Origin of the sequence: Streptomyces purpurogeneiscleroticus, assembly GCF_020024005.1 — a bacterium.
Taxonomy (GTDB): Bacteria; Actinomycetota; Actinomycetes; order Streptomycetales; family Streptomycetaceae; genus Streptomyces; species Streptomyces purpurogeneiscleroticus.
Genome location: NZ_NHSG01000375.1, coordinates 25,854 through 47,332, shown reverse-complemented (window position 1 = coordinate 47,332; position 21,479 = coordinate 25,854). Strand labels below are relative to the sequence as shown.

Below are 21,479 nucleotides of genomic sequence, written 5' to 3'. Positions count from 1 at the left end.
GTGCTACGAAGGGGTCGATGCAGGCCAGGGTCATCGACGAAATGCGGCGGCGCATCATCAAAGGTGACATCAAGCCCGGCGCTCCGGTTTCGGAGCTCGCGCTCGCGGACGAGTTCGGCGTCAGCCGTACACCGGTCCGCGAGGCCCTCAAGCAGCTCCAGACCGAGGGGCTGGTCGAGATCCGGCCCCGCGTCGGTACCTTCGTCACCACCCCCTCCCGCCGTGAGATCACCGAGCTCTTCGAGATGAAGGAGCTCCTGGAGGGGGCGGCCGCCCGCCTCCTCGCCCAGCGTGGCCGGGTCCCGGAGATCGACAGGCTGGAGCGCAACCTGCGCGAAGCCGATGACGCGGTGGCGCGGGACGACCGGGAGCGTTACGCCGAGCTGGTCCAGGAGTTCCACGACGTCCTCATCGCCGGCGCGGACAACAGCAAGCTGGAAGCCCACTACCGGATGCTGATGAACCAGCTGGCGTACTCCCGGTTGGTCAACACGTCCTTGAGCCAACCGGGACGTCCCCTCCAGTCGGACCGCGAGCACCATCTCGTCCTGGAACTGATCCTGGAGAAGGACGGCGACAGCGCCGAACACGTCATGCGCGAACACGTCAGGGCCAGCCGGCGTGCGTTGCTGGCGGGGTTGCCGATCGGCAGCTCGAAGGCGGGTACCGGCACGGCAGGCACCTGATTCCGAGCCGCTGCCGTCTCACTCCAGTCGGCCGAAGCGGTGGGCGGCCCACAGCAGTGCGCTCGCGCCCAGGAGTACCAGGGTCACGATTTCGAGTGCGGCCGGGACCTGCCAGTTGCCCCAGTGCACCGTGGTGGCGGCCGGGGTGCCGGGGACGTGCTGCGCGATGCTGCGGCGCAGTACGTCGACGGCGTACGACAGTGGGTTGACGGCTGTCAGTTGGGCGAGCCAGCCGGGGAGGGCGGTCAGCGGGAAGAACGCTCCGGAGAGGAAGAGCAGAGGCATCAGGGCCAGGCTGAGCAGGACGTGGAAGGACTCCACGCTGCGGATTCCGATGGCCAGTGCCGCTGCCAGGGCGGTGAGGACGAACGAGGCCAGCGCCACGGTGGCGAGCAGCGAGAGCAGCAGCACGGGGTGGTAGGGCAGCCCGACGGTGCCGGCGGTGGCGAGCAGGACCGCGCCCTGGACGGTGGCTTCCGTGGTGCCGCCCAGGCAACTGCCGTACAGCAGGGTGGAGCGGCGTACGGGCGCCATCAGTGTTTCGCGGAGGTGGCCGCTCTCCCGGTCGGTGATCAGCCGCATGCCGACCGTCACCGCGGGGGTCTGGACGGTCATCAGCAGCACGCCGGGGAAGAGGTAGGTGCGGTAGTCGCCGCCCACGGCCGTCGCGGGCACCAGGGCGGCCAGGCCCCCGCCGAGGAGCAGCAGGAACAGCAGGGGCTGAACGAGCATCAGGGCGGTCTGGATGGGCTGGGCGAGCATGCGCAGCAGGTCACGCAGGACGAGGGCGTGGACGGCGCGCAGTTCCCGAACGAGGGGTCCCGGAGTGGCGGGTGGCGCCGGGGCCGGCTGCCGCGGCGGCGCGGCACCTTCCGCGGAGGATGTCACCGCTGCGGTCCGGGGTGGGTGATGCTGCGGCCGGTGTGGTGGAAGAAGACGTCGTCCAAAGTGGGTTCCGTGAGGGTGATGGCGTGCACGGGGATGCCACGGGTGGCCAGTGCGGCGCACAGCCGGGGAATCTGCCGTGCGCCCGCCGCCACCGCGACCGTCAGGCCGTCAGGTCCGGCGGCAGGAAGCAGGCCGAGGTCCTGCCGGAGGGCGGCCGCCGCCGCGGCGTCGTCGGCGGTGCGCACGCGTACCCGGTCGTCACCGATGGCGGCCTTCAGCTCCGCAGGGGTGCCGTGGGCGACGACCCGGCCGCGGTCGAGGATGGCGATGCGGTCGCAGTGCTCGGCCTCGTCCAGGTAGTGGGTGGTGACGAACACGGTGGTGTGCTGGTCGGCGCGGAGGCGCGCCAGGTGGTCCCAGACCTGGGAGCGGGCGTGCGGGTCGAGGCCGACGGTGGGTTCGTCGAGGAAGAGCACGCCGGGTTCGTGGAGCAGGGCGCGGGCGATCTCCAGGCGGCGGCGCAGCCCGCCGGAGAGGGTGCGTACGCGGTCCCGGCGGCGCGCGGTGAGCCCGGTCAGTTCCAGCAGCGCGGCGCCCCGGGCGCGGGCGCGGGAGTGGGAGAGGCCGTAAAGGCGAGCGTGGAGGTAGAGGTTGCGTTCGGCGCTGAGGTCCGGGTCGACGGCACTGTGCTGGAACAGCAGCCCGACGCCGCGCCGCACCTGTTGCGGCTGAGTGCGGATGTCGGCCCCGGCCACGCGCGCGTGGCCCGAGGTGGGGCGGGCCAGGGCACAGAGCATCGCGATGGTGGTGGTCTTGCCGGCACCGTTGGGGCCGAGGAAGGCGAACGTTTCCCCGGGGTGTACGTGGAGATCGACCCCGCGGACCGCCTCCGCGCCGGGGTAACGCTTAGTCAAGCCCTGGGCATAGATTGCATAGCCGTTTCCCGCTCCCGGGCTCACCTGGTTGCTTCCTTTTGACGTAGCACGCTCCACCCCGCAATCTAGAGAAATAGAGGGGGAAAACACTCTATATGTCGCATACCGCCCTAGTGGTAGCGACCCGAGAGCAGAAAGAAAGTGACGACCATGCGCCTGCGTTACACGCCTCCGAAAGTCGTCCGTATCGGACGAGTCGAGAAGTTGACCGGGCAACTGCGGCGGGGTACCCCCGACGTGCTCGGCCACGGCAACCTGGCCTGACCGCCATGAGTACGGGGCGGAGCCGAGGCGGCTCCGCCCCGTACTGCGGTACGACACCCGGAGAGAGCGATGGCCGAGCAGTACCTCACGGAGTTTCCCGGCTGTTCCGGACGGATCGCCGCCGGTACGACCGCCGTGGACTACGCGTACGTACCGTTCGACGCCCGTCATGGCCACCGCCCGGCCGGCAGCCACGTGCGCCAGTGGATTCCGGCAGGAACAGCCGCTCCCGCACCCGGTATTCCCCAACCGGTCCCGGACGCCATCCTCGCCCTGGCCGGTCCGGCTCCGCGAGAACTGCCGACGGAACAAGTGGCGCGTCTGGTTCGGGACGTGGACCGGGGCCGGTACGCCGCGCTCCGCCATCTGCCACCGGAACTCGCCGGCGCCGTCGTGACACCCCGGCGCGTCGTCCTCTTCCGCGGGGTGTGCAGCGCCGACCAGCTCTTCTTCCGCGTAGCGGGCGGCTGGACACGGTGGTCGGGCGACCCCCGCGATCTCCTCGACGGGCCACCGGAGTTCGACCGCGAGACGCTGTGGCGCGCCTGCCGCGGCGAGGACGTCTTTGTCTTCCCCGGCCTGAGCCTGCTGCTTCCCGGCCGTCTCGCCGTCGCGGACGGCCGGACCGCACGCACCGAGACGTACGACACGATCACCGCGCTCCCGCTGCCGCGCCGCACGCCCCTCCGCCGCTACGCCGACCTGGCGTACGAACTGCTGGGGGAGGAGACCCGCCGCTACGCGTCCGCCGGCCGCATCGGCGTCCTGCTCTCCGGGGGCGTCGACTCCGCCACCGTGCTCGCCGCGCTCGCCGATCAAGGGGCCGACGTCACCGCCTACCACATGCACAGCGCCGACCCGCTCGCCGACGAGTCACCGCGGGCGCGCGAGGTGTGCCGTGCACTGTCGGTCCCACTCGTGGTGGTGGAACCGCCCGGCGAGGACGAGTCCTACTTCCCCCGCGCGCACGACTTTCCGCTGCCCTTCAACCATGTCTGGTTCCGGCGCCTGGACCTGACGGCCCGTCGGATCGCCGAGGACGGGGTGCGCACACTGCTCACCGGCCTGGACGGGGACGTCGTCTTCGGCCCGCTGCGCTACGGCCTCTACGACATCGCCGCCGCGGACGTGCCGTGGCGTGAACGGTGGGCCATGGCCAACGGGCTGTTGAGTTCCCGCTGGGAGCTGAGCCGGATCGTCCGCAGCATTCGCCCCGGCTACTCGCTCTACGAGGACCCGGAAGCGAGCGCCGAGACCGAGCGCGCGAGCGACTTCCTCGTTCCCGTCCCCGGCGCCGGTCCCGAGCGCTACGAGCTGGATTCGGCAGCGCAGGAACACACCCTGAACCTCACGGTCTGGCGGCCGCACGGCATCCACTGCGCCAAGCCCTGGGGCGGCCGGGGGCTGCGCAGGCTGGCGGCCCGGCTGCCCCACGCCTACCGGGTCATCCCGTATGCCGGGCGCACCATCGACAAGCCCGTGCTGCGTCTCGCCGCCGCGCGCCGTAACATCCCCTCCCGCGTGTGGCGCCACTACGGGCGGGACTGGCTCGGCTCGCCGGACGAGACGTGGTGCCTGCGCCACCCGGAAGCCGTCGCGGACGTGCTCGGCGGGCCCGGCACCCGGCTGGCCGCCCTGGGCGTCGTCGATCCGCACCGCCTCGCCGCCGTCCTCGCCGATCCGCGCGCACTGCGGCGCAATGCCGAGAACCTGCTCTGTACGGCCATGGTTGAGCTGTTCCTGCGCGACCTGGCAGTCAAGTCGGCGACCGTTCCCCGCACTTGAGATCCGGACACGCGCCGATGTTTCCGCCCACCCGGTGAACGCCGTGGGCCCGGCCCCTGCGACAGGAGATCCCCGATGCCGCTGATCCACCTCGCCGAACACACCGTTTTCGACCCCGCCGACGGTACGGGAGTCCTGCTCGACGCCGCCGAAGGCGTCTACTTCGAGCTGAATCCCACCGCGACCCTCATCCTGGAGGCGGCACTGCGCTGCGAGACGTACGACGAAGCAGTCGGCGACCTCGCGGAACGCATCGACGCCGACCACGGCGAACTGCGCGAGGGCATCACGTCGCTCGCCGCCCAGCTCGCCGAGAGCCGCCTCGTCGAGCCGAGCGGCGTGACGCCGTGACGGACGGGGTGATGCCGGGCCGGGGGACCGCGCACCGATCGGCCGTGCACGGGCCGGCCGCGGACTGGGCCTTCCTGCTGTGGGGCGATGACGCGGCCGGGCCCGCGCCCCGTACGTCCCCTTCGGCGCGGCTGGCCGCCGCCGTGCACACGGCACGGGCGCTGCGGGTCCTGAGCCGGCACGGCTGGGGAGCGGCGCAGGTCCGGCTGCGCGATCTGCGGCCGGCGACGGGCGCCCACCGCGGCCTGCCGGAGGCGACAGCCATCCGCGTCGCGCGCCGCGAACTGCCCCGCTGTCAGCTCGTGGTCCGGCTGGCCGACCCCAACGCGCTGTGCCTGGCCAGGTCGTTCGCCCTCGCCGTCCACCTGTCGGCGATCGGGCTGCCGGCCGAGACCGTCATCGCCCGGCAACGGTCGTCGATCGGCGCCCGGTTCGCCTTCCACTCCTGGACCGAACTGTACGGCGAGGTCCTCAACGACGTACCGGTCGTGCAGAGCGGCCACACGGTGCTGCAGCGGGTCGGGTGCTCCGCACTCCACTGACCGGCCGGCCCGGCCCCTCTCAGAACGGGCGCGGTGGCAGCAGTGCCGCGAGTTCGTGTGCCGCGTCGGCCAGTGCGGGGCGCAGGGTCAGCAGGTCTGCCGTGGGCATGCGGAAGGCGGGGGCCGCGACGGAGAGGGCGGCGTGGGCGATGCCGTCCGGGGTGAGGATGGGGACGCCCAGTGCGCGGATGCCCGGCTCGTGTTCCTCGTCGGCGATGGCGTGGCCTTCGGCGCGCACCTTCTCGATCTCGGTGCGGAATGCCGCGCGGTCGGTGATCGAGTGAGGGCCCAGTGCGGTCAGTTCGACGCCTTCGATGAGTGCGTCGCCTACCTCCGCGGGCGCGAAGGCGATCAGCACTTTGCCCATCGAGGTGCAGTGCACCGGGCCGTGTTTGCCGGGCTCGCCGCGCACGCTCACCTGCTGCGGGCCCTCGACGTGATGGATGTACAGCTGCTTGTCGCCGTCCAGTACCGACATCAGGACGGCCTCCCGGCAGGTCTCGGCGAGCCGGCGCATCACCGGCAGTGCGACGCCCGCGAAGCCGTGCGCGTGCGAGACGCGCTGGCCGAGCTGGTACACCCGTAGCCCCAGCGTGTAGTGCTTGGTGCGGGCGTCGAACTCCACGAAGCTGTCCCGGGTCAGGGACTTCAGGAGCCGGTAGCACGTGCTGGTCGGGAAGCCGGAGGCGCGGGCCAGTTCGGAGAGCGTGACGCCGGCCGGGCGCTCGCCGAGCAGGGTGAGGACGTGCAGGGCCTTGCCGACCATGTCGGAGGCCGGGGTGCTGGTGGACATACGGGCAGTTTCCCACACTCCTTCTCACATGGCGGCAAGGCTTTCTTCCATTCGGAAACAATCCGTTGACAGGCGGAAACGCGGGCGTCATTCTCTTTTCAGTTCGCGGGAGTGCTTGCCGCATCGTGGCAAATAGCCCTGGCCCGCTGCCCTTTCCGTCTCGGAGAAAGGCCACCTGGATGTCGACCCCGCACCCGGCCGCCGCCCCGGCGCCCGCCGTCGCCGATCTCAGCCGCCGGCGCTGGACCCGGCTGATGCCCGTGGTCTTCGTGACCTACAGCTTCGCCTACCTGGAACGCTCCAACTTCTCCGTGGCCGCCGCCGGCGGCATGGCCGACGACCTGCACATCACCGGCTCCGTCTCGGCCCTGCTCGGCTCGCTCTTCTTCCTCGGCTACTTCGCCTTCCAGATCCCCGGCGCCATCTATGCCGAGCGACGGAGCGTCAAGAAGCTCATCGTGTGGTGTCTGGTGCTGTGGGGTGTGCTCGCCACGGCGCAGGGACTGATCCCCGACGTGCGCGTGCTGATGGTGGTGCGCTTCCTGCTCGGCGTCTCCGAAGCCGCCGTACTGCCCGCGATGGTCATCCACATCACCCACTGGTTCACCGCCCGCGAGCGCGGCCGCGCCAACACCTGGCTCATCCTCGGCAACCCCGCCACCGTCCTGTGGCTCACCGTCGTCTCCGGCTACCTCGTCGAATGGGTCGGCTGGCACGGGATGTTCATCGCCCAGGGTCTGCCGGCCCTGATCTGGGCGTTCGTCTTCCACAAGTGCATCGACGACCACCCGCGCGACGCCAAGTGGCTCACGCCCGAGGAGCGCACCGCGCTGGAAGGCGCCCTCGCCGCCGAACAGGGGCGGCTGCCGGCCGGCGGCAGCTACCTCGCCGCGCTCCGCTCCCGCAACGTCGTCCTGCTCTCCCTCCAGTACTTCCTGTGGAGCCTCGGCGTCTACGGGTTCGTCTTCTGGCTGCCCTCCATCGTCCGCGCCGGCAGCGACGAGGGCATCGGCCTCACCGGCCTGATCTCGGCCCTGCCGTACCTCTTCGCCTGTGCCGCGATGCTCTGGAACAGCCGCGCCTCCGACCGCGCCGGCTCCCGCGGCCGGTACGTCTGGCCCTGGCTGCTGCTCGGCGCCGCCGGCTTCTACGGCTCCTATCTGCTCGGCGACGCGTTCTGGCTGTCGTACCCGCTGCTGTGCATCGCCGCGGCCGGTATGTACGCGCCCTACGGCCCCTACTTCGCCACCATCCCCGAACTCCTCCCGCAGAAGCTGAGCGCCGCCGCCGTCGGCCTCATCAACTCCTTCGGCGCGCTCGGCGGCTTCGCGGGCAGCTATCTGATCGGCACGCTGAACGATGTGACCGGCTCCACCGCCACGTCGTTCCTCACCATGGCCGGCTGCCTCGTACTCGCCGCCGCGCTGATGTTCGCGGTAAAGGCACCCCGGGCTGCCGCCCCCGTGCCGCGGCCGGCACCCCTCACGAAGGACGCCTGACAGCAGCATGCGCATCGCCCGAATCGCCCACGCCGGCGGCACCGCACACGCCGTACTCGACGGAGACACCGCCGAGGTCATCGCCGACCCCTTCGGGGCCGGGGGAGCGGCCGGCGGCGCCGCCGGCCGGGCGCCCGTCCGCCTCGGCCCCCGCCTGCCCCTCGCCGAGGTCCGGCTGCTCGCCCCCGTCCAGCCGCGCACGGTCGTCGGCATGGCCCACAACACCGGACCGGCCGACCGCGAACTGCCGCCCCAGGCATTCCTCAAGCCCGCCCGCTCCGTCATCGGCCCGGACGAGCCGGTGTACCTCGCGGACGGCATCGGCCGCGTCGACGCCGAGGCCGAACTCGCCGTCGTACTGGCCGCCTCGCCCGCCGGACACACCCCCGACACCGTGCTGCGCACCGTCTTCGGCTGGACCGTCGCCAACGACGTCACCGCGCGCGACCTGCAACGCAACGACCCGCTGTGGACCTCGGCCAAGGGCCACCCGGGCTTCACCCCGCTCGGCCCGTGGATCGAGACCGCTCTCGACGACCCCGACGACACCGAAGTGGCGCTCGCCCTCGACGGCGTACCGCTGCGCCCCGCCTCGACCCGCGAACTCGCCCGCGGCGTGGCCGAGATCCTCTGCTACCTGGGCGGCTTCCTGCCACTCGGCCCCGGCGACGTGATCCTCACCGGCGCCCCCGGCGAGTACGGCCCCCTTCGTCCCGGCGGCCACGCGGCCGCCACCATCACCGGCATCGGCACCCTGACCACTCCCGTCCCTGCCGGTCCCGTCCCTGCCGGAGGCCCCCGTTGAGCCCCAGCCCGCCTCCTCCGCCCCGCCTCGACGTGGTGACCTTCGGTGAGGTCATGGGCATGCTCGTCGCCGCCGACGACGGACCGCTGGCCGACGTCACCCACTACACCCGCTCGCTGGCCGGCGCCGAGATCAACGTCGCCACCGGACTGGTCCGCCTCGGCCACACCGCCGGCTGGGTGGGCCGCGTCGGCGACGACCCGCTCGGTGCCCACGCCCTCGCCGCCCTGCGCGCCGAAGGCGTGGACACCGCGCAGGTGACCGTGGACCCCGAGGCCCGCACCGGCTTTCAGCTCAAGAGCCGCGTCACCGAGGGCGACCCGGAGGTCGTGTACTTCCGCAAGCACTCCGCCGGCAGCCGCCTCGCACCCTCGGAAGCCGCCGATGCCTACATACGCGGCGCCCGCCACCTCCACGTGACCGGCATCCCCGCCGCCCTCTCACCCACCGCACGCGCCTTTACCCACCGCGCCATGATCGCGGCCCGCGACGCCGGGCTCACCGTCTCCTTCGACCCGAACCTGCGCCCCGCGCTCTGGCCCGACCGCGACGGGATGGTGCGGACCGTCAACGACCTGGCGGCCCGCGCCGACTGGGTACTGCCGGGACTGGGCGAGGGCCGGCTGCTCACCGGGGCACAGGACCCGGCCGACGTGGCCGGGTGGTACCTGGCGCGTGGCGTGCGCCGCGTCGTCCTGAAAGACGGGGCGCGCGGCGCGACGCTGTACGACCGGACGGGCGGGGTGTGGGCGCAGCCCGTGCTCCCTGTACGGGCCGTCGACACCGTGGGCGCGGGCGACGGCTTCGCGGCCGGGCTGATCAGCGCCCAGCTGGACGGACTCGGCCCGCGGCAGGCCCTCGCCCGGGCCGCCGCCGTGGGCGCCCTCGCCACGACCAGCCACGGCGACCGGGACGGCCTGCCCACCAGGGCCCGGCTGGAGGCATTCCTCCGCACGCACGCTGCCGCCTGATCCGACCCGAACAGACCGAGAAATACGAGGAGTTGGCCCATGGCCGTACAGTTGCAGATCGCCCTGGACCGGATGCCCCTGGAGCGGGCGGTCCGGCTCACCGAGGCCGTCGCGCCGCACGCCGACTGGATCGAGGTCGGCACCTCCCTGATCAAGCACTTCGGGATGCGCGCCGTGACCGAGGTGGCCGCGGCCGCCGGGAAGGTCCCCGTACTGGCCGATCTGAAGACCGCCGACGACGCGGTGTTCGAGTTCACGCTCGCGTACGACGCGGGCGCGGCCTCCGCGACCGTCCTCGGCGGCGCCGCCGACGCGACGCTGGACGCCGCCGTACGCGTCGCCGCCGAGCGCGGCGCCGAGACGGTGGTCGACCTGATGCAGACCACCGAGGAGCGGCGGACCGCCCTCGCCGCCCGGCTCCCGGCCGATGTTGTCCTGGCCGCACACGTCGGCAAGGACGCCCAGCGGGCCGGCGGCAACCCCGCCGACCTGCTCGGGCCCTGGCGGCACGGCCGCCGGGTCGCCGTCGCGGGCGGCCTGACCGCCGCCGACCTGCCGGCCTTCACCGGCCCCGACGACATCCGCGTCATCGTCGGCTCCGCGGTGACGGCGGCCGCCGACCCCGAAGCGGCGGCCCGCGCCCTCGCCGCGGCCGCCGGCCGCTGACACCCGTACACCGAACGGAAGGAACCGCCCCATGCCCGAGAACGACGAACTCCCCACCGCCACCACCCTCCTGGACACCGTCCAGGCAGAGCTGCGCGGCGTCCTCGCCGCCGTCGACGCCACCTCCCTCGACACACTCGCCACCGTCCTCCGCCACGCCCGCCGCATCTTCGTGGCGGGTGAGGGCCGCTCCGGCTTCATGGCCAAGGCGTTCGCCATGCGGCTGATGCATCTGGGCCTGTCCGTGCATGTCGTCGGCGAGACGACCACTCCGGCCGTGGCCGCCGGTGACACCGTCGTCGCGGTCTCCGGCTCGGGAACCACGGCCGGCACCGTGCGGGTGGCTGAAGCGGCGGTCAAGGCCGGCGCCGAGGTGCACGCCGTGACCACCGCGCCGGACTCCCCGCTCGGCACCCTGGCCGCCTCCGCCCTGCTGCTGCCCGCCGCGACGAAGTACCGGCGGCCCGGCGAGGCGCCCAGCGTTCAGCCGCTGTCCAGCCTCTTCGACCAGGCCACCCACGTCACCCTGGACGTCGTGGCGCTCCGCCTCGCGAACCTCCTGGAGGTCGACAACGAGCGCGCCCGCACGGCACACGCCAACACGGAGTGAGAGCCCCGTATGGGGCGCTCCGGATCAGTTGCCCGTCTGGTAACCCGCGGTCAGCTGCGGGTCCCGGGTGGCCACCGGATCCAGGATCGCCTCGACGGCCTTGAGCACCTCCGGCTCCAGCGTCACGCCGGCCGCCTTGACGTTCTCCGTGACCTGCTCGGGCCGCGAGGCGCCGATGATGGCGGCGGAGACGTTGGGGTTCTGCAGGACCCAGGCCACCGCGAGCTGGGCGAGCGAGAGGCCGGCCTGCTCCGCGAGCGGCTTGAGCTGCTGGACGCGCTCCAGCACCTCGTCCCGCAGCCAGCGCGCGACGAAGGTGGCGCCGCCCTTCTCATCCGTGGCGCGCGTCCCGGCCGGCGGCGCCGCGCCGGGGAGGTACTTGCCGGTCAGCACGCCCTGGGCGATCGGTGACCAGACGATCTGGCCGATGCCCAGCTCCTCACTGGCCGGCACCACCTCGGCCTCGATCACCCGCCACAGCGCGGAGTACTGCGGCTGGTTGGAGATCAGCGGGATGCGCAGCTCGCGGGCGAGGGCGTGGCCCGCGCGCAGCTGGTCGGCGGTCCACTCGGACACGCCGATGTAGTGCGCCTTGCCGGACCGGACCACGTCGGCGAACGCCTCCATGGTCTCCTCGAGCGGGGTGCTGTGGTCGTAGCGGTGGGCCTGGTACAGGTCGACGTAGTCGGTCCGCAGGCGGCGCAGCGACCCGTCGATCGACTCCATGATGTGCTTGCGGCCCAGGCCCCGGTCGTTGTGGCCGGTACCGGTCGGGAAGTAGACCTTGGTGAAGATCTCCAGTCCCTCGCGCCGCTCTCCCTGGAGCGCCGCGCCGAGCACGGACTCGGCGCGGGTCTCGGCGTAGACGTCGGCGGTGTCGAAGGTGGTGATGCCCGCGTCCAGCGCGGCACGGATGCAGGCGGTGGCCGCGTCCTGCGCCACCTGCGAGCCGTGCGTGAGCCAGTTGCCGTACGCGATCTCGCTGATGGTCAGGCCACTGCGGCCCAGGCGGCGGTATTCCACGTGTCAGCTCTCCTCAGTAGGACTTCTGCCCCTCGGGCACCATCCTGCCCCGCAGGTGCATGACTCCGGTGGCGTGGGTACTCGGCGGATCGATCCCGGGGCAGGCGCGTGGCGCGCCGGTCTTCACGCGTGTCTGTGATGACTCGGGTGGCCGTCGCACGGTAGAAGGACGGGTAGCCGGGCCCCCGCTGCCAATACGAAGGAGGTCCCTTGAGTAGGAAAAATATCTTTGTCGTCGGTCTGGACGAGGGAAACCTGCCCGAACTGCAGGCCATCCCCAACGCCGCGGAATATGAATTCCACGGCCTGCTCACCTCCGAAGAACTCCAGGTGGGGGAGGTATCCGTCCCTCACCTGCTGGAAAAGGCGTACGGCATCCTGGACGCTTTCGAAGGCAGCATCGACGCCATCGTGACCTACTGGGACTTCCCCGCGAGCACCCTCGTACCGATCCTGGGAGAGCGGTACGGAACGCGCCACACCAGCCTGGAATCCATCGTCAAGTGCGAACACAAATACTGGAGCCGGCTGGAACAGCAGAAGGTCATCGACGAACACCCGCGCTTCGGCATGGTGGACCTCTCCGCCGAGCACCCGGAACCGCCCGACGGCGTGCGCTTCCCGATGTGGCTCAAGCCCGCCCTGTCCTATTCCTCGGAACTCGCCTACGGCGTGCAGGACGAGAAGGAGTTCCAGGAGGCCGTGGCGAACATCCGGCAGGGCATCAGCCGGGTCGGGCGCCCCTTCGAATACATCATGGAGCAGCTGGAGCTGCCCCCGGAAATGGCCGGCGTGGGCGGCCAGGTATGCCTCGCCGAAGAGGCGATCGCCGGAATCCAGGTGGCCGTGGAAGGCTACGTCCTCAACGGTGAGGTCACCGTTTACGGCACGCTGGACTCCATCAATTACCCCGACAGCTCCAGCTTCCTGCGCCACCAGTACCCCTCCACCCTGCCGCCGGACGTCGTGCAGCGGCTGCGCACCGCCAGCGAACGGGTGATGCGCCAGATCGGCATGGAGGCGGCGACCTTCAGCATCGAATTCTTCTACGATCCGCACACCGACCGGATCAACCTGCTGGAGATCAACCCCCGGCACTCGCAGTCGCACGCGCAGATCTTCCACTACGTCGAAGGCGTGCCGAACCACCACATCATGGTCGCCCTGGCCCTCGGCGAGGACCCGCGGCTGACGTACGGCACGGGCCCCTACAGCATGGGCGCCAAGTGGTACTACCGCTGGTTCACCGACGCGGTGGTGAAGGACGTGCCCTCCGACGGGGACATCGAGCGCATCGAGCAGGAGATCCCCGGCGTCCGCATCGACATGGTGCCGGAACCGGGCAAGCGCCTCTCCGACAGCCCGCAGCAGGACAGCTACAGCTGCGAACTGGCGCACATCTTCACCGGCGCCGACAGCGTGGAGGAGATGACGGAGAAGTACGACCGCTGCGTGGCGGCCCTGAACCACCACTTCGAGGGCACCCCGCCGCCGGAAGACGGCACCGGACGCTGACCGTCGGCCCGTCGGCGAGGCGGGCGCACCCCGGCACCCAGGAAAGGAGCACGGCAGCCGCATGCAATACGTGAGCGACCTGCCCTACGCGACGAAGGAAGAGGACCACGTCGCGATCCCCATGCCCGACGGCACCCGGCTCTCCGCGCACATCTGGCGCCCCGTCACCTCCGACGGAGAACCGGTACCGGCGATCCTGGAGTACATCCCGTACCGCAAACGGGACCTCACCTCCGTCCGTGACTCGATCCACCACCCCTACCTCGCCGGGCACGGCTACGCCTGCGTCCGCGTCGACCTGCGCGGCACAGGCGACTCCGAGGGGGTTCTCCTGGACGAGTACCTGGAACAGGAACAGGCCGACGCCGAAGAGGTACTGGCCTGGCTCGCCGCACAGCCCTGGTGCGACGGGAACACCGGCATGATGGGCATCTCCTGGGGCGCCTTCGCGGCGCTCCAGGTCGCCGCCCGGCAGCCGGCGAGCCTGCGCGCCATCGTCATCGCGTCGTTCACCGACGACCGCTACTCCGACGACATGCACTACATGGGCGGCACACTGCTCTCGGACAACCTCGCCGAGGCCGGCACCATGTTCGCCTACGCCACCTGCCCGCCCGACCCCGAAGTGGTCGGCGACCGCTGGCGCGACATGTGGCACGAACGGATGGAGGCCAGCCGCCCCTGGGCCCTGGAATGGCTGCGCCACCAGCGTCGCGACGACTACTGGCGGCACGCCTCGGTCTGCGAGGACTACGACGCCGTCCAGGTGCCCGTCCTCGCCTCCAGCGGCTGGGCGGACGGTTACTCCAACGCCGTGTGCCGGCTGCTGAGCAACCTCGACGTGCCGCGCAAGGGACTCATCGGCCCCTGGTCGCACAAGTTCCCGCACCTGGGCGAGCCCGGCCCCGCCATCGGCTACCTCCAGGAAGTCGTGCGCTGGTGGGACCACTGGCTCAAGGGCGCCGACAACGGCGCCATGGACGGCCCCATGCTGCGCACTTGGATGCAGGACAGCATGCCGCCCTCGACTTCGTACGAGGAGCGGCCCGGCCGCTGGGTCGGCGAGCCCACCTGGCCCTCGCCGCGCATCAAGCCGAGCGTGCATCCCCTCAGCCGGCACCGGATCGGACCGGCCCGGACGGAGGACGCGGGGGAGCAGGACGACGATGCGGTCAGAGGCGAGGCGCTGACCGTCGAATCCCCGCTGTCCGTCGGTCAGTTCGCCGGCAAATGGGCCTCCTACAACGCGCCGCCCGACCTGCCGTACGACCAGCGTGAGGAGGACGGCGGCTCGCTCGTCTTCGACAGCCCCCCGCTCACCGAACGCCTGGAACTCATGGGCACCGCCACCGTCGAACTGGAGGTCTCCGCCTCCGAGCCCGTCGCCATGGTCGCCGCCCGGCTCTCCGACGTGGCCCCCGACGGCGGCGCCACCCGCGTGACGTACGGCCTGCTCAACCTCACCCGGCGGGACGGCAGCGGCGTACCGCAGCCCCTCGAACCGGGCCGCCGCTACCGCGCCACCGTCCAGCTCAACTGCACCGCCCAGGTGTTCCCGGCCGGCCACCGCGTCCGCCTCTCGCTCTCCACCTCCTACTGGCCGCTGGCCTGGCCGCCACCCCGCCCGGTCCGGCTGAGCATCTACGAGGGGACCAGCACCCTCACCCTCCCGGTCCGCCCCAACGACGTGCCCGACGACGTGCCCGACCCCGCCTTCGGCGAACCCGAGGGCACCGAGCCGGTCCCCGCCACCCAGCTGCTGCCCAAGGAACAGCGCTGGGACGTCAAACGCGACCTGGTCAACTACAACAACGAGCTGGAGATCGTGAAGGACGCCGGGCTGGTGCGGTACGAACAGCCGGGGATCGACGTCGGCCGCCGCGCGTACGAGCGGTACACCTCCGTCGCCGACGACTTCACCTCCGTACGCGGCGAATCGACCTGGACCATGCGCTTCCGGCGCGGCGACTGGGACGTGCACGTCGTCACCCACACCACCCTGTGGTCCAGCGAGGACTGCTTCTGCATCGACGCCACCCTCGACGGCTACGAAAGCGACCGCCGGGTCTTCTCCCGCACCTGGAACGAGACGCTCCCGCGCGACTCCCTGTGACAGGGGGTACCCGTCCAGCGCGTCGTCGGGAAAGGGGCGGACATGCGGTGTTCTGATGGCGGCATGGCGTGGGGCCGGGTGAGCGGTGTGATCGAGGTGGCCGTGTGGTGGGCGGCGCTCTTCGCCCTCTGGCTCTTCCTGATCAGCACGGTCGACGCCCTGGAACTCCTCGTCGGCGCCGCCGTCTCCCTGGTCGGCGCGGCCGCCGCCGCGGCCGCACGCCGGGCGGTGACCGACCGGTGAACGCCTGGCTGATGGCCGCCGCCGTGCTGATGGTGGCCGGCCTCGGCCCGGTCCTGTGGTGCGTGGCCACCGGGCCGCTCCGCCGCCGCGTCGCCGCCCAGAACACCGGCACGCTGCTGGTCTGCCTCGTCCTGCTGCTGCTCGCCCGCGGCTACGCCCGCCCGCCCTACACCGACGTGGCCCTGGTCGTCGCCCTCCTCGGGCCGGTCGGCACCCTCGTGTACGCCCGGCTCCTCGGGCCCGAGATGGGCGACGACCCGCAGCAGGGACCGCTCACCAGAGCCTTCGCGGTGCTCGCCACCGCGGCCGTCGTCCTGCCGCTGTGCGTCGCCGAGGGCCCCGGCCGGTCCCTGGTCAAACTCCTCCTCATCGGCGTGATCCTCGTCGGCGGCAACCTGATCTCCTCCCGAGCGCTGGCCGGCGGCCGCCCGAGGGAGGCGGACGACCATGGCTGACGTGCTGATCGCCCTCGCGCTGCTGCTGGTCGCCGCCACCGCTACCGCCGCCGTCGCGGTCCGCGACCCGGCCCGCCAAGCCCTGGTCCTCTCCGTCCTCGGCCTCACCCTCACCCTGCTCTTCACCGTCCTGCAGGCCCCCGACGTCGCCCTCTCCCAGCTCGCCGTCGGCTCGGCGCTGACCCCACTGCTGATCCTGCTGTCCGTACGCAAGGCCCGCCGCCGCTCCCTCGACCGAGTACGCGCGGAGAAAGAGGCGGAGGAGGGCGGCACATGAACCGACGGCTGCGGATGTGGGTACTGCTGCTCGGGCTCGCCGGCACGGCGGCCGTACTGGTCGCCGCCGCCTTCCGGCTCCCCTCCTTCGGCACCGACTTCCACCCTTACGGTGACCGCGCCGTCCGCGAGGCACTGGCCCGGCAGACCGCCAACACGGTCGCCGCCGTCAACTTCGACCAGCGCGCCTTCGACACCCTCGGCGAGGAGACCATCCTCTTCGCCGCCGTCCTCGGCACCGTCGTCCTGCTCCGCCAGGCCCGCGACGAACGCCACGTCGATCCGGCGCCGGCCGACGTCGCGGCACCCGTACGCCGCTACGCCCTCGTCCTGCTGCCCGTCACGGTCGTCGCCGGGCTCTACATCGTCGCCCACGGCCAGCTCACCCCCGGCGGCGGCTTCCAGGGCGGCGTGGTCGCGGCCACCGCTCTGCACCTGCTCTACATCGCCGTGGACTACCGCGCACTGGAACGCATCCGCCCCCTCGGCGTCTTCGAAGTCGGCGACGCGGCCGGCGAAGCCGCGTACCTCGTCATCGGCGTCGCCGGACTGCTGGCCGGGGCCTCCTACCTCGCCAACACGATCCTGCCGCACGGCACGTTCAACACCCTCTCCTCCGGCGGCACCGTACCGCTGCTCAACGCCGCCATCGGGATGGAGGTCGCCTGCGCGGTCGTCGTGCTCCTCGCCCGCTTCCTGGACCAGGCCGTCGAGATCGAAGAGGAAGGAGACAGGCGAAAGGAAGGCGAAGGGGAAGGGGAACGGAAATGATGGACGTACTGCCCTACCTGGTCGCCGCGTGGGTCTTCCTCGTCGGCTGCTACGGCCTCGCCACCAGCCGCAACCTCATCCACGGCGTCGGCTGCCTGGCCGTCTGCCAGGCCGCCACCTACGTCCTGCTGCTCGCCGTCGGCTACCGCAGGGGCGGTACCTCCCCGGTGTTCGCCGACTTCACCCCGGGCGCCCGCCCCGTCGTCGACCCGGTCGTCCAGGCCCTCGCCCTCACCGACGTCGTGGTCGGCGCCACCGTCACCGCCCTCCTTCTCGCCCTGGTCATACAGGTCGCCAAACGGCACCACACCCTCGACCCGGACGAGCTGTCGGAGCTGCGCGGATGAACCACCTGCTGCCGCTGGCCGTCGTGGTGCCGCTGCTGGGCGCCGCCCTCCTCGTCGCCGGGGGCCGCTTCGTGCCGCGCGTCGTCGCGGAGGCCGTGGGCGGCGCCGTCGCCGCAGCCACCGCGGCCCTCACGCTCTACCTCCTGCTCGCCGCCCCCTCCCCGGTGATCGAATGGGTCGGCGGCTGGACCCCGCACCACGGACACAGCGTCGGCATCGTCCTGCACGCCGACCACCTCGCCCTCGGCATGGCGGCGCTCGTCTCCCTCCTCGTCCTCGCCGTCCTCGTCTACTCCTGGCGCTACTTCGACGAACCACCGCACAAACACGCCGGCTCCTTCCCGGCCCTGGTACTCCTCTTCCAGGCCGGCATGTGCGGCTTCGTCCTCACCGGCGACCTCTTCAACGCCTTCGTCTTCTTCGAACTCATGGGCGTTGTCGCCTACGCGCTGACCGGCTATCGCGTGGAAGCCGCGAAAGCCGTCCAGGGCGGCCTCACCTTCGGTGTCGTCAACTCCCTCGGCGCCTACGCCATGCTCATGGGCATCGGCCTGCTCTACTCCCGCACCGGCGAACTCGCCATGCGGCACATCGGCGCCGCGCTCGACGCCCGTGGCGCCCCGGACGCCCTCGTCCTCGCCGCCTTCGTCCTCCTCCTCACCGGCCTGCTCGTCAAGGCCGCCGCCGTCCCCTTCCACTTCTGGCTCCCCGACGCGCACGCCGTCGCCCCGACCCCGGTGTGCATGCTGCTCTCCGGCGTCATGGTCGAACTCGGCGTGTACGGCACGGCGCGCGTGTACTGGACGATCTTCGCCGGACCCGGCGGCATCCCGCCCGAAGCGGTCACCCGCACCCTCCTCACCTTCGGCGTGCTCTCCGCCGCCGTCGGCGCGGTCATGTGTTGGTACCAACGCCACGTCAAACGACTGCTGGCCTACTCCACGGTGGCCCACACCGGCCTCTTCCTCATCGGCCTCGGGCTGCTGAAGCCCGAGGCGACGGGCGGCATCGCGCTGTACGTCCTCGGGCACGCGGGCGTGAAGGCAGCGCTCTTCGCGTGCGCGGGCATCCTGCTGGACCGCTACGGCTCCATCGACGAGTACGAACTGCACGGCCGCGCCACCGAACTGCGGCTGACCGCAGGCTACTTCGTCGCGGGCGGGCTGGCGCTCGCCGGGCTGCCACCCTTCGGTACGGCACTCGGCAAGGCCGTCACGGAAGAGGCCGCGGGGCCCTGGCTCGCCGCCGTGTTCGTCCTCGTCTCCGCGGTCACCGGGGGAGCGGTACTGCGCGTCGCCGCCCGTGTCTTCGGCGGCTTCGGCGCGGCCCCGGCGGACGACACGGAATGCGAGACCAGCGGCGAACGCGAACAGCCGGAGACCGAACAGCAGCTGACCCGGGTACCCGACACCATGCTGGCCGTCCCGGGCGCACTGCTCGCCGGAGCGCTCCTGGTGGGCGTGGTGCCGGCCGTCCGCGCCGCGGTGGGGAGCGCGGCGGACGAGGCGGCGGCCGGGGTGACCGTGGTCCCCGTGCCGCCGCACTGGTCGGCCGCCGGAATACTGCTCGGCGTACTCTCCGCGGCCCTCGCCGCCGCCCTCGCACTCCTCGCCGTCCGCCGCCCCCCGCACACCCGCAGCCGCCACTGGGTCGACCCCCTGCGCCTCCTGCACTCCGGCCACATCGGCGACTACGTCGCCTGGACCGTCGCGGGGACGGCGCTGCTGGGGGCACTGGCCTTGTCGGGGGTTCTTTAAGTCTCTTGAAGGGACTTCACCAGGCCGGTGACAAGGTTCGCCCGCTCCGCCATGGCATCGACCACCAGATACTCGTGGTCGGCGTGTGCGCCGCCGCCGACCGCTCCGAGGCCGTCGAGCGTCGGCACCCCGAGCGCGGCCGTGAAGTTGCCGTCGCTGCCACCGCCGACCGCCGTGCCTTCGATGCCGGGCAGCAACTGCTGTGCCAGCGCGAAGAGTTGGGTCGACGCCGCCTCGGGCATAGGGGGACGGCCGACGGCTCCCTCGACCGTGATCTCCGCCCCTTCGAGATGCGGCGCCAGTGCCGCGAACGCGGATTCGATGCGTTCCTTCTCGTCGGCCGACTCGACCCGGACGTCGACGGTGAGGGTGGCTTCCGCCGGTACCACGTTGTCGAGGGTTCCCGCGGACGCGACGGTCGGGGTGACGGTCGTGCCGATCTCCGGCCGGCCGAGCGCCGCGATGTCCAGTACCTGGTGCGCGGCCTCGATCAAGGCGTTGATCCCGGCCGCGGGCTCCAGGCCCGCGTGCGAGGCGCGGCCCGCGATGGAGACTTCGAACGTACCGCAGCCCTTGCGGCCGGTCTTCAGGGCGCCGCCGTCAGCGGCGCCCTCCAGTACGAGGGCAGCGCCGCAAGCAAGGGCTCGCTCTTCGAGGAGCGCGCGGGAGGAGCGGGAGCCGACCTCCTCGTCGGCGGTCACCAGGATCTCCACGCCCGACCGGTCGTCCAGCGCCGCCACGCCATGAATCGCCTGCACCAGACCGCCGAGCATGTCGAAGACCCCGGGACCGGTCGCACGCCCGTCCTCGACCCTGAACGGGCGGCGCGCGAGGGTGCCGAGCGGAAACACCGTGTCGTGGTGACCGAGGATCAGTACGCGGGGAGCGCCGCCGCCCGACCAGTGGACATGCGGTCCGGCTGCGCTGTCGATGAGGGCGGCCTGCCCGCCGAGGCGGCTCTCGATGACCGCGGCGACAGCCTTGGCCGATGCCGTCAAGGCGCCAAGATCGCGCGACGGCGATTCGACTTCGACGAGTATCCGCAGATCCTCGAGCATCGCGTCAACACTCACGGGGACGGCCTTGTGCATCATCATGCGGCAAGGGTAGTTGGCACACCGTGGACGCCCCGCTGGGCTGTTCGGCCGGTGCCTCCGTGATGTCCAGGAAGACATGGTCGGCCTGGGGCCAGGTGCGCTCGACCTCGCGCTTGATCCGTACGCACACCAGCTCCACCCGCTCGCTGTCCAGCCCCGGCGCGAGGTCGATCCGGGCCGCCACCAGCCACGAGTCCTCCCCGAGCCGCATCGTGAGGAGCGCCGCCACGTTGTCGACCTCGGGCTGCGAGAACAGCAGCGCCCGGATGCGGTCCCGCAGGTCCTGGTCGACGGACTCACCGATCAGGTGGTCGCGCGCCTCCTTGCCGAGCCGGTACGCCACGTACACCAGCAGCAGCCCGATCGCGAACGACGCCGACGCCTCCCACACCACCGCGCCCGTGAGCAGGTGCAGCACCATCCCGGCCGCCGCCAGCAGCACGCCGAGCACTGCGGCGCCGTCCTCAGCGAGGACCGTGCGCAGCGCCGGATCGCCGCCGCCGTCCTTGTGCACGCGGAGCTGGTACACCGCCCTGATCAGCGAACTTCCCTCGGCGAGCAGGGCCACGCCGAGCACGATCAGCCCCGCCGTATAACCGCTCGGGGTCTCGTGCGAGCCGTCCCGCAGCGCGCTGATGCCCTGGAAGAAGGAGAAGCAGCCGCCCATCACGAAGATGCCGACCGCGGCCAGCAGCGCCCAGAAGTACCGCTCCATGCCGTACCCGAAGGGGTGGCGGCGGTCGGCAGGGCGGCGGCTGCGGCGCAGCGCGGCGAGCAGGAACAGCTCGTTCAGGCTGTCGGCGACGGAGTGCGCGGCCTCGGACAGCAGCGCGGGCGAGCCGGACAGCAGACCGCCGACCGCCTTTGCGACCGCGATGACGAGATTGGCGGCGAGCGCCACGACAACCGTCACCCGGGTCCGGCCGTCGGGTTTCTTTCGATTCACCGTGATTCACCGCCGCCATTCGGGGGACGCGGAGGTTCCGGGAGATCCGCAATACACATCGATGGAGCGTGTACCCGGTTCGATGAAAGGGAACCACGGGAAACTGCAACGGAAACACAGGAAACCGCGCAGGGGATTCCG

At 71.6% G+C, this 21,479-nt stretch carries 24 protein-coding genes; 18 read left to right on the top strand and 6 right to left on the bottom strand.

Annotation, left to right across the window (positions count from 1 at the left end):
- Positions 1-17 precede the first annotated feature (17 nt).
- Complete coding sequence (locus CCS38_RS27065) at positions 18-686, top strand: GntR family transcriptional regulator (RefSeq protein ID WP_223735940.1); 669 nt, start codon at positions 18-20, stop codon at positions 684-686.
- An 18-nt stretch (positions 687-704) separates the two neighbouring features.
- On the opposite strand, the gene CCS38_RS27060 is transcribed toward CCS38_RS27065, so the two are convergent.
- Positions 705-1,574, bottom strand: a complete 870-nt coding sequence (locus CCS38_RS27060) for an ABC transporter permease (protein WP_223735939.1) — start codon at positions 1,572-1,574, stop codon at positions 705-707.
- A complete protein-coding gene (locus CCS38_RS27055) occupies positions 1,571-2,566 on the bottom strand; it encodes an ATP-binding cassette domain-containing protein (RefSeq protein ID WP_372457152.1) in 996 nt (331 codons plus the stop codon). The genes CCS38_RS27060 and CCS38_RS27055 overlap by 4 nt, the downstream gene beginning before the upstream one ends.
- Before the next feature lie 93 nt (positions 2,567-2,659).
- Between CCS38_RS27055 and CCS38_RS35770 the strand changes: the two genes are divergently transcribed.
- The 4 genes from CCS38_RS35770 (at position 2,660) to CCS38_RS27035 (ending at position 5,451) form a co-directional block, all read left to right on the top strand.
- Positions 2,660-2,773 (top strand): lasso RiPP family leader peptide-containing protein, encoded by a 114-nt coding sequence (locus CCS38_RS35770; RefSeq protein WP_223735937.1) that lies wholly within the window; start codon positions 2,660-2,662, stop codon positions 2,771-2,773.
- A 69-nt stretch (positions 2,774-2,842) separates the two neighbouring features.
- On the top strand, positions 2,843-4,558 hold the full coding sequence (locus CCS38_RS27045; RefSeq protein ID WP_223735936.1) for an asparagine synthase-related protein: 1,716 nt from the start codon (positions 2,843-2,845) through the stop codon (positions 4,556-4,558).
- Between the two features lie 75 nt (positions 4,559-4,633).
- Entirely contained in the window at positions 4,634-4,909 is a 276-nt protein-coding gene (locus CCS38_RS27040; RefSeq protein WP_223735935.1) for a PqqD family peptide modification chaperone, read from the top strand.
- 44 nt (positions 4,910-4,953) lie between these two features.
- A complete protein-coding gene (locus CCS38_RS27035; RefSeq protein ID WP_223735934.1) occupies positions 4,954-5,451 on the top strand; it encodes a lasso peptide biosynthesis protein in 498 nt (165 codons plus the stop codon).
- 19 nt (positions 5,452-5,470) lie between these two features.
- Here CCS38_RS27035 and CCS38_RS27030 read toward each other — a convergent pair whose 3' ends face one another.
- Entirely contained in the window at positions 5,471-6,244 is a 774-nt protein-coding gene (locus CCS38_RS27030) for an IclR family transcriptional regulator (RefSeq protein ID WP_223735933.1), read from the bottom strand.
- 179 nt (positions 6,245-6,423) lie between these two features.
- On the opposite strand from CCS38_RS27030, the gene CCS38_RS27025 reads away from it, so the two are divergent.
- The 5 genes from CCS38_RS27025 to hxlB are packed head-to-tail and all read left to right on the top strand — an operon-like array spanning position 6,424 to position 10,795.
- The gene (locus CCS38_RS27025; protein WP_223735932.1) at positions 6,424-7,743 is read left to right on the top strand and encodes an MFS transporter; all 1,320 of its coding nucleotides are present in this window, start codon (positions 6,424-6,426) and stop codon (positions 7,741-7,743) included.
- Positions 7,744-7,750: 7 nt separating this feature from the next.
- Positions 7,751-8,548 carry a fumarylacetoacetate hydrolase family protein gene (locus tag CCS38_RS27020; RefSeq protein ID WP_223735931.1) on the top strand — a complete coding sequence of 266 codons (798 nt, stop codon included), beginning with the start codon at positions 7,751-7,753 and terminating at the stop codon, positions 8,546-8,548.
- On the top strand, positions 8,545-9,519 hold the full coding sequence (locus CCS38_RS27015; RefSeq protein ID WP_223735930.1) for a sugar kinase: 975 nt from the start codon (positions 8,545-8,547) through the stop codon (positions 9,517-9,519). Before CCS38_RS27020 ends, CCS38_RS27015 begins: the two co-directional genes overlap by 4 nt.
- Positions 9,520-9,558: 39 nt before the next feature.
- Positions 9,559-10,185 (top strand): orotidine 5'-phosphate decarboxylase / HUMPS family protein, encoded by a 627-nt coding sequence (locus CCS38_RS27010; RefSeq protein ID WP_223735929.1) that lies wholly within the window; start codon positions 9,559-9,561, stop codon positions 10,183-10,185.
- A 31-nt stretch (positions 10,186-10,216) separates the two neighbouring features.
- Positions 10,217-10,795: a 6-phospho-3-hexuloisomerase gene (gene hxlB / locus CCS38_RS27005; protein ID WP_223735928.1), complete on the top strand. Its 579-nt coding sequence runs from the start codon at positions 10,217-10,219 to the stop codon at positions 10,793-10,795.
- A 24-nt stretch (positions 10,796-10,819) separates the two neighbouring features.
- Here the strand turns inward: hxlB and CCS38_RS27000 are convergent, their stop codons facing one another.
- Positions 10,820-11,818, bottom strand: coding sequence for an aldo/keto reductase family protein (locus CCS38_RS27000; protein ID WP_223735927.1), 999 nt, complete (start codon positions 11,816-11,818; stop codon positions 10,820-10,822).
- 210 nt (positions 11,819-12,028) lie between these two features.
- Between CCS38_RS27000 and CCS38_RS26995 the strand changes: the two genes are divergently transcribed.
- The 8 genes from CCS38_RS26995 to CCS38_RS26960 all read left to right on the top strand — a co-directional run bounded on the left by CCS38_RS26995 (position 12,029) and on the right by CCS38_RS26960 (position 19,295).
- Entirely contained in the window at positions 12,029-13,333 is a 1,305-nt protein-coding gene (locus tag CCS38_RS26995; protein ID WP_223735926.1) for an ATP-grasp domain-containing protein, read from the top strand.
- 61 nt (positions 13,334-13,394) lie between these two features.
- The gene (locus CCS38_RS26990; protein WP_223735925.1) at positions 13,395-15,446 is read left to right on the top strand and encodes a CocE/NonD family hydrolase; all 2,052 of its coding nucleotides are present in this window, start codon (positions 13,395-13,397) and stop codon (positions 15,444-15,446) included.
- Between the two features lie 42 nt (positions 15,447-15,488).
- Positions 15,489-15,689 (top strand): hypothetical protein, encoded by a 201-nt coding sequence (locus CCS38_RS26985; protein WP_223735924.1) that lies wholly within the window; start codon positions 15,489-15,491, stop codon positions 15,687-15,689.
- Positions 15,686-16,144: an MrpF/PhaF family protein gene (locus tag CCS38_RS26980; RefSeq protein WP_223735923.1), complete on the top strand. Its 459-nt coding sequence runs from the start codon at positions 15,686-15,688 to the stop codon at positions 16,142-16,144. The genes CCS38_RS26985 and CCS38_RS26980 overlap by 4 nt, the downstream gene beginning before the upstream one ends.
- Positions 16,137-16,421 carry a Na(+)/H(+) antiporter subunit B gene (locus CCS38_RS26975; protein WP_223735922.1) on the top strand — a complete coding sequence of 95 codons (285 nt, stop codon included), beginning with the start codon at positions 16,137-16,139 and terminating at the stop codon, positions 16,419-16,421. The genes CCS38_RS26980 and CCS38_RS26975 overlap by 8 nt, the downstream gene beginning before the upstream one ends.
- Positions 16,418-17,191 (top strand): MnhB domain-containing protein, encoded by a 774-nt coding sequence (locus tag CCS38_RS26970; protein WP_223735921.1) that lies wholly within the window; start codon positions 16,418-16,420, stop codon positions 17,189-17,191. The genes CCS38_RS26975 and CCS38_RS26970 overlap by 4 nt, the downstream gene beginning before the upstream one ends.
- Positions 17,188-17,538 carry a sodium:proton antiporter gene (locus CCS38_RS26965; protein WP_223735920.1) on the top strand — a complete coding sequence of 117 codons (351 nt, stop codon included), beginning with the start codon at positions 17,188-17,190 and terminating at the stop codon, positions 17,536-17,538. Before CCS38_RS26970 ends, CCS38_RS26965 begins: the two co-directional genes overlap by 4 nt.
- Entirely contained in the window at positions 17,535-19,295 is a 1,761-nt protein-coding gene (locus CCS38_RS26960) for a complex I subunit 5 family protein (protein ID WP_223735919.1), read from the top strand. The genes CCS38_RS26965 and CCS38_RS26960 overlap by 4 nt, the downstream gene beginning before the upstream one ends.
- Here the strand turns inward: CCS38_RS26960 and CCS38_RS26955 are convergent.
- Positions 19,292-20,392 (bottom strand): M20 family metallopeptidase, encoded by a 1,101-nt coding sequence (locus tag CCS38_RS26955; RefSeq protein WP_223735918.1) that lies wholly within the window; start codon positions 20,390-20,392, stop codon positions 19,292-19,294. The genes CCS38_RS26960 and CCS38_RS26955 overlap by 4 nt on opposite strands.
- On the bottom strand, positions 20,358-21,338 hold the full coding sequence (locus tag CCS38_RS26950) for a cation diffusion facilitator family transporter (RefSeq protein WP_223735917.1): 981 nt from the start codon (positions 21,336-21,338) through the stop codon (positions 20,358-20,360). The genes CCS38_RS26955 and CCS38_RS26950 overlap by 35 nt, the downstream gene beginning before the upstream one ends.
- Between the last annotated feature and the right edge of the window lie 141 nt (positions 21,339-21,479).